The organism is Paenibacillus sp. FSL R5-0490, assembly GCF_001956215.1.
In the GTDB taxonomy this organism is placed as follows: domain Bacteria; phylum Bacillota; class Bacilli; order Bacillales; family Cytobacillaceae; genus Cytobacillus.
Window position 1 is genome coordinate 49,030 of record NZ_MRTQ01000028.1, and the last position, 12,742, is coordinate 61,771.

11 protein-coding genes and 1 riboswitch are annotated in these 12,742 nt (G+C 42.1%); of the genes, 8 read left to right on the top strand and 3 right to left on the bottom strand.

What is annotated here, in order from left to right; all coding sequences use genetic code 11:
* Window positions 1-3 precede the first annotated feature (3 nt).
* Both metC and BK139_RS20025 read right to left on the bottom strand, forming a co-directional pair.
* Window positions 4-1,188: a cystathionine beta-lyase gene (gene metC, locus BK139_RS20020; protein WP_076262323.1), complete on the bottom strand. Its 1,185-nt coding sequence runs from the start codon at window positions 1,186-1,188 to the stop codon at window positions 4-6.
* Window positions 1,185-2,297 carry a methionine biosynthesis PLP-dependent protein gene (locus BK139_RS20025; protein WP_076262325.1) on the bottom strand — a complete coding sequence of 371 codons (1,113 nt, stop codon included), beginning with the start codon at window positions 2,295-2,297 and terminating at the stop codon, window positions 1,185-1,187. The genes metC and BK139_RS20025 overlap by 4 nt, the downstream gene beginning before the upstream one ends.
* Before the next feature lie 76 nt (window positions 2,298-2,373).
* Window positions 2,374-2,489: riboswitch (SAM riboswitch) on the bottom strand.
* A 189-nt stretch (window positions 2,490-2,678) separates the two neighbouring features.
* Here BK139_RS20025 and BK139_RS20030 point away from each other — a divergent pair.
* The 4 genes from BK139_RS20030 to BK139_RS24490 all read left to right on the top strand — a co-directional run bounded on the left by BK139_RS20030 (window position 2,679) and on the right by BK139_RS24490 (window position 7,691).
* Entirely contained in the window at window positions 2,679-2,918 is a 240-nt protein-coding gene (locus BK139_RS20030) for a hypothetical protein (protein ID WP_048011627.1), read from the top strand.
* A 314-nt stretch (window positions 2,919-3,232) separates the two neighbouring features.
* Complete coding sequence (gene sucA, locus BK139_RS20035; RefSeq protein WP_076262327.1) at window positions 3,233-6,076, top strand: 2-oxoglutarate dehydrogenase E1 component; 2,844 nt, start codon at window positions 3,233-3,235, stop codon at window positions 6,074-6,076.
* Between the two features lies 1 nt (window position 6,077).
* Window positions 6,078-7,331 carry a 2-oxoglutarate dehydrogenase complex dihydrolipoyllysine-residue succinyltransferase gene (gene odhB / locus BK139_RS20040; RefSeq protein WP_076262329.1) on the top strand — a complete coding sequence of 418 codons (1,254 nt, stop codon included), beginning with the start codon at window positions 6,078-6,080 and terminating at the stop codon, window positions 7,329-7,331.
* Between the two features lie 234 nt (window positions 7,332-7,565).
* Window positions 7,566-7,691 (top strand): hypothetical protein, encoded by a 126-nt coding sequence (locus BK139_RS24490; RefSeq protein WP_286149067.1) that lies wholly within the window; start codon window positions 7,566-7,568, stop codon window positions 7,689-7,691.
* Between the two features lie 71 nt (window positions 7,692-7,762).
* On the opposite strand, the gene sda is transcribed toward BK139_RS24490, so the two are convergent.
* Window positions 7,763-7,894 (bottom strand): sporulation histidine kinase inhibitor Sda, encoded by a 132-nt coding sequence (sda, locus tag BK139_RS20045; protein WP_035330849.1) that lies wholly within the window; start codon window positions 7,892-7,894, stop codon window positions 7,763-7,765.
* A gap of 210 nt (window positions 7,895-8,104) precedes the next feature.
* On the opposite strand from sda, the gene BK139_RS20050 reads away from it, so the two are divergent.
* The 4 genes from BK139_RS20050 (at window position 8,105) to BK139_RS20060 (ending at window position 12,593) form a co-directional block, all read left to right on the top strand.
* Window positions 8,105-8,899: a VOC family protein gene (locus BK139_RS20050; protein ID WP_076262331.1), complete on the top strand. Its 795-nt coding sequence runs from the start codon at window positions 8,105-8,107 to the stop codon at window positions 8,897-8,899.
* Window positions 8,900-9,103: 204 nt separating this feature from the next.
* Entirely contained in the window at window positions 9,104-10,756 is a 1,653-nt protein-coding gene (locus tag BK139_RS20055; protein WP_076262333.1) for an AMP-binding protein, read from the top strand.
* Window positions 10,757-10,914: 158 nt separating this feature from the next.
* A complete protein-coding gene (locus BK139_RS24150; RefSeq protein ID WP_175609166.1) occupies window positions 10,915-11,067 on the top strand; it encodes a hypothetical protein in 153 nt (50 codons plus the stop codon).
* A 656-nt stretch (window positions 11,068-11,723) separates the two neighbouring features.
* Complete coding sequence (locus BK139_RS20060) at window positions 11,724-12,593, top strand: gamma-glutamylcyclotransferase family protein (RefSeq protein ID WP_076262341.1); 870 nt, start codon at window positions 11,724-11,726, stop codon at window positions 12,591-12,593.
* The last annotated feature ends 149 nt before the right edge of the window (window positions 12,594-12,742 follow it).

Genomic DNA, 12,742 nt, shown 5'->3' on the forward strand with positions numbered 1-12,742 from the left:
GTATCACCCCCGCTGTAAAATGGATTGCTTTGTTTGTTCGACTGCAGATAAAGCTGCATTAAAATCTTTCATAATATCGTCTGCGTTCTCCAGGCCAACAGAAAGACGGAGAAGACTGTCTGTAATTCCGCGCTGTTCTCTTTCAGATGCAGGCATGGCTGCATGCGACATTTTGGCAGGGTAGGAGAGGATGGATTCAACTGCTCCCAGACTTACTGCAAAAACAGGAATTTTCGCATTTTCCACAAATACTCTCATCGACTTTTCATCTTCAAGTTCAAAAGACAAGACGGCACCTGCATTCACAGCCTGCTTTTTCTGAATATCATAGCCGGGATGTTCTGCAAAACCGGGATAATGAACTTTCTTTACTGCTGGGTGATCATGAAGGAAACGAGCAATCTTCTCAGCTGATTTCACAGACTGATCCAGCCTTACCTGCAGCGTTTTAATTCCTCTCAGCACAAGCCAGGCATCCTGAACACCCAGAACAGCTCCAAAGGAATTTTGGAGAAAAGCCAGTCTTGCACCTAACTCCGGATCCTTTACAACAGCTAAGCCGGCTACGACGTCACTGTGTCCGGATAAGAATTTGGTTGCGCTGTGCAGCACGATATCCGCCCCTAAAGAGAGCGGTTTTTGAAGGGCAGGGGTCAGGAATGTATTATCCACAAATGTCAGGGCTCCATGCTGTCTTGCAAGTGAACTGATGGCCTGTATATCTGTCACTTTCAGCAGCGGATTGGAAGGAGTCTCTACATAGAAAACTTTCGTGTTTGGACGGATTGCTTCTTTTACTTCCTCTAGATTAGTCATATCAACAAATGTGTGCTCAATGCCAAAACGGGACAGGACTTCTGTTGTCATGCGATAGGTTCCGCCATATACGTCTTCTGTTATGACCACATGATCTCCCTGTGACAAGAGGAGGAATGCTGTAGAAATGGCAGCCATTCCAGAAGAAAAGGCAAACCCTCTAATCCCTTCTTCAAGCTCGGCGATGACTTCCTCAAGTGCTTCCCTTGTTGGATTCAGGCTGCGGCTGTAATCATATTTTCCGAATGCATCTATATCTTTTTGATGGAAAGTGGAGGCATGCTGGATCGGTACACTGACTGCTCCTGTTTCCGGGTCGAACTTTTGATTATTGTGAAGCAATTTCGTTTGAAATGTGTAATTCGTACTCATCGTACTGCCTCCTTTAAAACCTTTGCAAAAGCATGTTCAAGATCCGACTTCAAATCTTCTGCATTTTCGATTCCAACCGAGAAACGCAGAAGCCTGTTACAGACACCGGTTTCAATGCGGATCTCTTCTGGGATGTCCGCATGCGTTTGTGTTGCGGGATATGTTATAAAACTCTCGACTCCGCCAAGGCTTTCAGCAAAGGAGATGAGGGAGAGGCTCTGCAGAAAAGGATTCACCCAGGATTCATCCTGGACCCGGAAAGATATCATTCCTCCTTTGCCTGGATAAAGAACATCCGTTACGGCAGCGTGGTCTGATAAGAAAGCCGCTAATTCCCGGGCATTTTTTTCATGACGTTCCATGCGAAGAGAGAGTGTCTTCATGCCTCTGATCAAAAGCCAGGAATCAAATGGGCTAAGGACTGCACCGGCAGCATTGTGGTTCATGGCAAGATCCTCACATAACTGTTTGCCTTTTGCGACAACTAAACCGGCAAGTACATCATTATGTCCTCCAAGATACTTTGTCGCACTATGGATGACAATATCAGCACCAAGCTTTAGAGGCTGCTGAAGAAGGGGGGTGTAAAATGTGTTATCAACGATCAGGAGAATATTATGCCGTTTCGCGATATCAGCTATTAACTGAATATTTGTCTCTTCCATCAGCGGATTAGTGGGAGTCTCCAGAAAAATAGCTTTCGTATTTTCGGTGATTAATTCTTCAACATTTTCCGGAGTGCTCGTATTCACATATTTGCTCTGCAGTCCCCATTTTTTGAAGCCCTGTTCAAGCAGACGATAGGTTCCGCCGTATAAATCCTTGGAAACAATCCACTCATCACCTGATTTAAAGAGGGAAAGAATCGTAAGGATGGCGGCCATACCAGAACTGCAGGCATAGCCTTGATCGCCTTCTTCCAGATCGGCGATCGCCTTTTCAAGCAGCTGGCGGGTAGGATTGCCTGTTCGGCTATAGTCAAAGCCGGTTGACTGGCCAATGCCTTCATGCCGGTAGGCAGTTGAAAAGTATACAGGCGGATTGACTGCACCTGTTGCTGATTCGCTCCTGTTTCCGATTTGCGCTAATTTGGTGTCAATATTATACATGCTGGTAAACACTCCTTTATCGTAATAAAAAAAAGCCTTCTATAAGAAGAAGACTTTTTAATGTGAACAGCCATTCTTCTTATCTTTCAAGTTTCTAAAAAACTTGCAGGAATTAGCACCTTTTCAATCAAAATACGATTGCTGGTTGCTGAGGCGTCGTCGGGCCTTACCCTCGACCTCTCTGGATAAGAAATCAAATATTAAATTTTCTCTAAACTTTACTACAGTAAACCGTTAATAGTCAACACTTTTTCGAATATTTCATGTATTGATTTAAAATGACTCCTCCTGGCATAAACTGTTATAGGTAGATCGCTTTAAAGTTCAGAATATTTCCTTTATAATAATGAGGAAAATAATATTTCTTGGAGGGAAGCTTTTATGCAAGAACATAGTCATTGCCGTCACAGATTTGCTGAAACAGATGGACCAGCCGTTTTCCGGACAATTGATGGCATTGAAGTGAATGTTGCCGGCAGCTTATTCCAAAAATGTACAACATGCGGTCATTTTGATTTTCCCGTGGATACTAGAGAAGCCATTGAATCTTCCCTTAAAGAAAACAGAAAAAATACCAATGAATCGAAACAAATCTATATTAACCTGGTAGAAACTTTTTAAAGCCGAAACTTTTCGGCTTTTTTTATGTTCAGTTATTTCATATTTATAAATGTTTACCTTTTTACAAATCATTTTTTTAGAATAAGTAATTACTAGAAAAAATTTTTTATAGTTTTCCACTATATTCATGTTTTTATCTTTGTACAACTAGATTTTACGTGTTAGAATAGCTGTGGAAACGTTTTATCCTCTGAAAAATATTATTATTCGTAAAAATGAATTGTTAATTTCTTCTAATGATGGGTATTGTACTTTTAGAGAGAAAAAACGTATTGAATTATTCACTTACAAAACAGTTATGGAGGTAATTTTCCATGAAAAAGCCATCGAATGGTGAGGGACCTTTTGAACAGGGATTTCATGGCCCAAACCTTGGCTACGTTATTGAACTTTATGAAAGATATTTAGAGGATCCATCCTCGATTGATCCTGAAATGAAAGAGTACTTTGAAAAAAATGGTTCCCCTTTAACAAGTGAAGGGACGGGACAAATGGCTTCATCAGCAAATCAGCCAATGAATGCCGGACAGCTTGAGAAAACACTTGCTGCTATTCGCCTGGCTGATAATATCCGCACATATGGCCACTTGGCTGCCGATATCTATCCGCTGGGTAACAATAAATCGGAAACTGCTTTATTTGAACTGAGCAAATATGGCTTAACTGAAAATGACTTAAAAGAGATCCCTGCTGGTGTCATTACCAAAGATGCCACATACCCTTTACGCAACGGACTTGAAGCAATTGAATTCCTGAAGAGCGCTTATATGGGACCCATTGCTTTTGAATTCCAGCATATATTTGATGAAAACGAAAAAGACTGGCTTCGCCGTAAAATAGGAGCCAACAGCCATAAGCTGTCAATGCAAAAGGCGGAAAAACTGAAAGTTTTAAGAAGACTGACTGAAGTTGAGGAATTTGAAAAGTTCCTTCATAAAACCTTCGTCGGACAAAAAAGATTCTCCATTGAGGGTCTTGATACAATGGTTCCTTTATTGGATGAAATTGTTTCTGAATCTGTTTCGGATGGAGCAAAAACAATTAACATCGGCATGGCCCACCGCGGAAGGTTAAACGTTCTTGCCCATGTTCTTGGCAAGCCATATGAAATGATTTTCGCGGAATTCCAGCATGCGCCGAATAAAGAACTGGTTCCTTCTGAAGGATCCATCGGAATCAATTACGGCTGGACAGGCGACGTGAAGTATCACCTTGGTCTGGATAAACAGATCAAAGATGAGAATACGACCATTGCCAGACTGACATTAGCTAACAATCCGAGCCATCTTGAATTTGTAGGTTCACTGGTTGAGGGCTACACGCGAGCTTCACAGGACAACAGAACAAAGGCCGGTTATCCTGAAGTAGATCCAAAAGCTGCTTTAGCCATTATCATTCATGGAGACGCTGCATTCCCTGGTCAGGGCATTGTAGCAGAAACACTAAATCTTGGACAGCTGACAGGCTATAACACTGGCGGTTCGATCCATATCATTGCCAATAATACAATTGGTTTCACAACAGAATCACATGATTCCCGCTCTACCAGATATGCAAGTGATCTGGCCAAAGGGTATGAAATGCCAATTATGCATGTTAATGCAGACGAACCTGAAGCAGTAGTGGCAGCGGCAAGAATTGCCTGCGAATATCGTGCTAAATTCCAGAAGGATATCCTCATCGACTTAATCGGATACCGCCGTTTTGGACATAACGAGATGGACGAGCCTATGACGACGAATCCTCTTATGTATAATATTGTACGCAATCGGCCAACCGTGAAAGCGCTGTATGCTGAAAAGCTTTTAAATGAAAAGATCATCAGCAAAGAGGAAGCTGAAGGCGTCCATAATGAAGTACTGGAAAAAATGAAGGCTGCCTATGAAAAAGTGCCAAAAGAAAAGAAGGCAGCTGAGTTAACCGATCCTCCTGAAACTGTCGAAAAGGGTCTGCCAAAAATTAATACAGCCGTTTCAATTGATAAACTCAAGCAAATCAATGAAGAACTATTAAAATGGCCGGAGGATTTCAAGGTATTTGATAAACTCGGCAAAATTCTGCAGCGCAGATTGGAAGCGCTTGAAGGGGACGGCAAGATTGATTGGGGTCTCGCAGAAACACTGGCATTTGCAACCATCCTATCTGATGGTACACCTGTCAGACTGACTGGCCAGGATTCAGAGAGAGGAACATTTGCTCAAAGAAACGTTGTTCTGCATGATCATACAACTGGAAAAGCGTATTCACCTTTGCATAAACTCTCAACTGCCAAGGCTTCATTCGCAGTCCATAATAGTCCATTATCTGAAGCCGCTGTTGTAGGCTTTGAATATGGATATAATGTATTTGCTCCGGAAACGCTTGTTTTATGGGAAGCTCAATATGGTGATTTTGCCAATGCAGCACAAGTAATGTTTGACCAGTTTATTGCTGCCGGCCGAGCAAAATGGGGGCAAAAATCAGGTCTTGTCATGCTCCTTCCGCATGGTTATGAAGGACAGGGGCCTGAACATTCAAGTGCGCGCCTGGAAAGATTCCTGACTCTTGCAGCTGAAAATAACTGGACAGTTGCCAATCTTTCTTCATCAGCACAGTATTTCCATATTTTAAGAAGACAGGCTGCCATACTTGGAAAAGAGGAAGTTCGCCCGTTAGTGATCATGTCTCCGAAAAGTCTGCTGCGCAATCCGACTGTCGCATCAAATGGAATTGAATTGAGCGAAGGAGAGTTCCGATCTGTAATCGAACAGCCTGGTTTAGGTGAAAATCATGAAAAAGTGAAACGCATCATTCTTGGATCAGGAAAGATCACAATTGATTTAGCCGAAAACCTGAAAAATTATCCGGATCAGGATTGGTTCCATATCTTACGTGTGGAAGAAATCTATCCGTTCCCAATGAATCAGATAAAAGACATTTTAACCCGTTATCCAAATGTGGATGAAATTGTCTGGATTCAGGAAGAACCTAAGAATATGGGTGCATGGAATTTCGTTGAACCTAGACTGAAAGAAATCGCAGGCAGCGATATCGATGTCACCTACATCGGAAGAAGACGCCGATCAAGCCCGGCAGAAGGTGACCCGACTGTTCATAAGAAAGAACAAGCACGCATAATAGATGAAACCCTATCACGCAAGCAAGAAGGAGGAAATTAAGGTGGCAGAAATCAAAGTTCCAGAATTGGCGGAATCCATTACAGAAGGTACGGTGGCACAGTGGCTGAAACAGCCTGGTGACACTGTCAATAAAGGTGACTATGTTGTCGAACTTGAAACAGACAAAGTAAATGTTGAAATTATTTCTGAACATAGCGGAGTTTTACAGGAAATCAAAGCACAGGAAGGCGACACGGTTAATGTAGGTGAAACCATTGCTATCGTTAATGAAAGCGGACAAGCTGCACTTGCACCGGAAAAAGCCGAAGAAAAGCCTGAAGCAGCTAAAGCTGAAGAACCTAAAGCAGAGGAGACGCCAGCACAGCCTGCTGCTGAAGAAAAAACAGGCGGACAGCGTCCAATCGCTTCACCGGCAGCACGTAAACTGGCAAGAGAAAAAGGCATTGACCTGAGCCAGGTGCCGACAGGGGATCCACTGGGCCGAATCAGAACACAGGATGTTGAATCCTTTAATCCCAACCAGGCAAAACAGCAGGCTCAAACGCCAAAACCGGCAGCAGCTTCCAAACCGGCTGAACAGGCATCAGGCGGAAAAGAAGTGGAACGGATTAAAATGTCCCGCCGCCGCCAGACAATTGCAAATCGCCTTGTAGAAGTACAGCAAACAGCAGCCATGCTGACAACGTTCAATGAAGTGGACATGACCAATGTAATGAACCTTCGCAAGAAGCGGAAAGATAAATTCTTTGAAGAAAACGATGTTAAGCTTGGCTTCATGTCATTTTTCACAAAAGCGGTCGTTGCAGCACTTAAGAAGAATCCTTACTTAAATGCTGAAATTCAAGGCAATGAAATCGTTCTAAAAAAATTCTATGATATTGGTATCGCTGTTTCAGCTCCTGAAGGTCTTGTCGTTCCGGTTGTCCGTGATGCAGACCGCAAAAACTTTGCTGAGATCGAAAAGGATATCATGGACCTTGCAGTGAAGGCAAGAGACAATAAGCTTGCTCTTTCAGACCTGCAGGGAGGAAGCTTTACCATCACAAATGGCGGTGTATTTGGCAGCATGATGTCTACGCCAATTCTGAACGGACCTCAGGTTGGTATCCTTGGAATGCACTCCATCCAGCTGCGCCCGGTTGCGATAGATGCTGAAAGAATGGAAAACCGTCCAATGATGTACATTGCACTATCGTATGACCACCGCATTGTTGACGGAAAAGAAGCTGTAACCTTCCTGAAACGCGTCAAAGAACTGATTGAAGATCCGGAAAGCCTTCTTTTTGAAGCCTAATAAATAATGAAACCAGAGTGGAGTTCCGCTCTGGTTTTTTTAATAGCATAGGAAACTATAAAAATGAACGATATTAATAGCTCTGTGGAAGAGTGTCTGCATCCAGCTCCAGCGCCTACCCCCTCGAGGTGTAGGGGGTGAGCAAGGCGCTTCCGCTTTCGTTATGGAAAATTATTTGCATTAAGGAAACAATGTACAGGTTATGAATAGTATATTAAAAAGCAGGTGATAATCTTGAAAAGACGGCAAATGAAAATTCTGCAGTATAGTGCGGTGTTAAAGAAATTAGGGGTTATAAGTGAAGAGGAATATGAAAATATAAAAAAAGCAAACAAACTTACAGCATACGTCCGAAGATAATAAAAAAAGCGGGAATAGCTCCCGCTCTACATATTCAATAAGTATTTGCAAACTAATATGGTATTTGAAACTTACTCTTTAAACGGTCTTAAGCCGCGTTTTTGAATCTCCGTTTTTAATATCCTAATCCATTCCTTTTCAGACCCTGACTTTAATGCATCACGATACGAGACGACCAGCTGTTCATTACTCATAATTTTCATTATGCATACCTCCTGGTTAAATGGATTGAATATTCTATTTTTTATTATTGTAAAGGTTATTTAAGATTTTGTGAACCCTTTATTAAAAAAAGATTTATTACATTATGGTGACATTTTTCTGCAAACTCTTTTCACAGGAGCAGAAGGTAGACGGTGTTTTACAGGAAAGGTAAAATTTATATAACTACTGAATAAAGGGAGAATCTGCATATGAATGTAACGCTTGATCATATTGTCCACTTTATTAAGGCTGAGCCGGCTGCTGCTGCTGCAAAATGGAGGGATCATGGATATAAGGCAATCGCTGGGGGCAGCCATGAAAAATGGGGAACATATAACAGTCTTTTGTACATTGGGCATTCCTACCTCGAATTTTTATCGATTGAAAAGGATCATATTGCCTTAAGTACAGATAATCCTCTTATTAAACAGCTGACAGAAGAAATCAGACATGGAGAAGGGATAGGCCAAATTTGTTTCCGAACCAATAATATTGAGGATTTGCAGAATGAATTAACGGAAAACGGCTTTGAGACCTTTCCAATCTTTAATGGAAGCAGAAAGAGGGAAGATGGAAGCATCCTTTCATGGAAAATGCTCTTTATAAAGGAAAACCCAGGTTATAAATACCCATTCTTTATTGACTGGGGCATGGAAGACGATAAGAGCTTAGAAGGATTGAAACAACAGGGCTTAATTGATGAGAAGCTTGCTGCTAAAAAGATTGAAGCAGTCTATATAGCTTCAAAAGACTGTGAAAAATCTGCGGCAGCATGGCAGGAGATCATGCCAGCTTCCGGTGCTGATATTTACATAAGCCATGATGGAAAAGAAAAAAGAGCATCCATTCTGATTGGTTCAGTAAATATCGTCTTTTGCCAGCCATTAAACGAGAATGGAATGGCAATGGAGGTCCTTCGAAAAAAAGGTGAAAAGCCCTTTGCTGTTCAATTAGCGCCAAGCCTTGAAAAAGAAATATCGCTATATGAAGGTCTTTATTTTTAACGAGAGAGAAGTTTCAACTTTAACCTGCTGCTCCTTTTAAAGGGCAGTTTTTTTTCATCTTATAAAAATTAATAAACTATTACTATATGAAAATATTGAATATTCAGTAATATGTGTTAACATAAAATGTAAGCGTTTTATATCACTCATCTTAGAGGAATCTTTTGCATAATGATTAGATCATATACCAAGGAGGATTTCTGGATGAAAGAATTATTGAATCTTACAGTAGGGAAGCTCCTGGAGGAGAAAGCCGGCCTTCACCCTGATCATGAAGCTGTAGTATATGCCGATCGCGGGCTCCGAATGAGTTATAAGGAGTTTAATGATTATTGCAGGCTTGCTGCCAAAGGGTTTATGAAGCTGGGCCTTGAAAAAGGAGAGCATATTGCAGCATGGTCAACAAACACGCCGGAGTGGCTTACGTGCCAGTTTTCAACAGGCAAGATGGGGGCTGTCCTTGTAACCGTTAATACAAACTATCAAGCTGCTGAACTCGAATATCTTTTAAAGCAATCTGACAGTACAACGATTGTTCTGATGGAAAAGTTCAGAGAAACTTCTTACATAGAAATGCTGTACAGCATTGTCCCTGAATTGAAGGATTCCGAGCCGGGGCAGCTGAAAAGCAAAAGACTTCCTTTCTTAAAAAACGTTATTGTCATGGGAGAAAAACGCTTCCCAGGTACATACAGCTGGGAAGATATTATCCGGATGGGTGAATCAGTCACAGACAGAGACCTCGATGAGAGGATGGAAAGCCTTGACCCTGACGATGCCATAAATATGCAATATACATCAGGAACGACAGGCTTTCCAAAAGGGGTCATGCTAACCCACAATAACATCGTTAACAATGGATACAATATCGCAAATTGTATGCAATTAACAAAAGATGACCGCTTATGCATTCCTGTTCCATTTTTCCATTGTTTCGGCTGTGTGCTTGGAACGATGGCATGTATCTCCGTTGGCGCCACAATTGTACCGGTGCAGGAATTCAGCCCTAAAGCTGTTCTGCAGACTGTCCAGGATGAGAAATGTACAGGCCTTCATGGGGTGCCGACAATGTTTATCGCAGAGCTGAATGATCCTGATTTCAGCAAATATGATCTATCGACCCTTCGTACAGGCATAATGGCTGGCTCCAATTGTCCAATTGAGGTCATGAAAGGCGTTATCGAAAAAATGGGCGCTAGCGAAATAACCATTGCCTATGGACAAACAGAGTCATCGCCTGTCATAACCCAGACACGGACAGATGATCCAATTGAACTTAGAGTGGAGTCTGTCGGAAGGGCATTGCCGAATGTAGAAGTGAAAATTGTAGAGCCGGGCACAAACAACGAAGTCCCTGCCGGTGTTCAGGGGGAATTATGTACCAGAGGCTACCATGTCATGAAGGGATATTATAAAAATCCGGATGCTACAAAAGAAGCCATTGATGAGGATGGCTGGCTCCATACCGGGGATCTCGCTGTAATGGATGAGAACGGGTACTGTAAAATCACGGGAAGATTAAAGGATATGATCATCAGGGGCGGAGAAAATATTTATCCGCGCGAAATAGAAGAATTCCTTTATACTCATCCGCAGATTCTTGACGTTCAGGTGGTTGGGGTTCCTGATGCTGTGTATGGTGAAGAAGTGGTCGCATGGGTAATAGCAAAGGAAGGCTCTGACTTAACCGCAGAAGAACTTCGCGATTACTGCAAAGGGAAAATCTCACGCCATAAAATCCCTCGGTATATAGAATTTATTAAAGAATATCCAATGACAGCTTCAGGCAAAATTCAGAAGTTCAGATTGCGTGAACAAGCTAAAGAAGTCATTGAAAATGCAACTACATTAAAATAATAAGCATAAGAAACCTGCGGGGAACTACCCGCAGGTTTTTTCATTTTCCATCTTCGTTCATTCAAAAGGCTTAAAATAACTCCTCCTCAGAACCAATGTTATAAAGCTTATGAGAAATTAAAATGGTATTAAAGATATGAGAAAAGGAGCGAGAGCAGATGTATGATGAAATGTATGTAATGGAAGCTTTAATGAAGGCTAAACAAAAAGAAATGGATTTAATTACACCACACTTGAAAAGCTCAAATAACAAATTAATTTGCAGGCTTCCGGTAATTAAAAATTTGGATGCCTGCCAATGCCAGGAATGACGGAGATGTTTCTCCGTCTCAGTTTGTCGACAAAAGGGCTTCGGAATGCTCTCATTCCGAAGCCCTTTTGTGATTTTCACTCATTTTCCTCTATATACAGATCTTCCTCTGGCCTCCTTCTAGACCATTTTAGGCTCCGGCCATGTCCAGCGCATGCCATGCTTTTCTTTTGCATCTGCGAAAACACGTTCAATGGTTTCACTAAATGATCTTTTGGCACAAGCTCGTCCAGAGTACCATTTACAGCTGATGACGTTGAATGGAACTGTTTTTTGAAAGCTTCTTCTTCACCTCAAGCAATTGATATTCCTATTGTATCAAGACTTGGAGAACATGCGATACAAAATTCAGAAAGCCTGTTGATTGGAGTGGAAGGCGCGAAGACTCCCGCGGGAGTGCTGGACAGGTGAGACCCCGCAGGCGCGAACGCGCCGAGGAGGCTCAGCGCCGGCCCGCAGGAAAGCGAAGCGCCTGGAACGGAAATCAACAGCCTCGATTACACGCTAAATAAAAAAACTGCAGACAAGCTCGTTTTTTATCGAGTTTGTCTACAGTCTGTGACGGAGATGTTCCTCCGTCTTCTTTTTTTGAAAAGAATCTTCCGAAAATGATACTATAATAAACAAAAGAGAGAACCAAGGGGGAACGTTTTGCTGATGACTACACAGAAATTGTTTGTATATGGAACCTTAAGAATGCATGAAACAAATCACTTTGTTCTTAAAGGAAGTCCCTGCATTGCCGAGCAGGCATGGGTATACGGAGAATTATTTGATACTGGACTAGGCTATCCCTCTATGAAACCATCACTAGACCAAAAAGTGTATGGCGAGCTTTATGAAGTGCATTTGGATCATTTTTCCGATCTGGATGAACTGGAGGATTATATCCCGGGCAGAAAAGACAATTTATACGACAGGGTAGAACAGACTGTCCATACGGATAATGGAGAAGTAAATGCACTTGTATATGTATCCTCAAGGGATGACCTGCTGGCAGAACCAATCCTTCACGGAGATTGGAAGCTTTACCAGCTTATGAAGGATAAGCCGGAGAAGACCTATTATTTTGCTTACGGGTCCTGCATGGATGATGAACGATTTTGCGTGGCCAAGGTAGATCACCATTTTAAAACAATAGTAGGAGGCGGAAAACTGGCCGGTTATTCAATGCAATACCTGTTTTCCAGAGATGATGGAGGAAGGGCAGATATTATAGAAAATGGCGGTGTTACTGAAGGGGTTCTATATGAACTTCCCTATGAAGCTGTTGAATATCTGTTCCAAAGGGAAGGTTTTTACGGACAATGGTACCGTCCTGCCTTTGTAAATGTCCAGGCAGGGGACAAATTGTACAAAGATGTCCTGACTTTCCATGTCTATAATAAAAAAGGGGAGCTGCCCCCGCCTGACCATTACGCTCATGAAATTCTCCGCGGCGCCAGAGGAAGAGTAAGTGATGATTACTACAAAAAGCTTGAACAGCAGCTGGAAAAACTGGGAGTTAAGATTCGATTGGATGCATGATAATATACGACTAAAGGATGAACACAAGTTCATCCTTTTTCCTGTATGGTAGGGTTGTCGCTTTTTATAGAATAAAGTGAAACTTCAATCAGTGGGGGTGTTCCTTATCCCCCACTGATTGTTAGTCGCGTTCTAGTGTCGCTAAGATC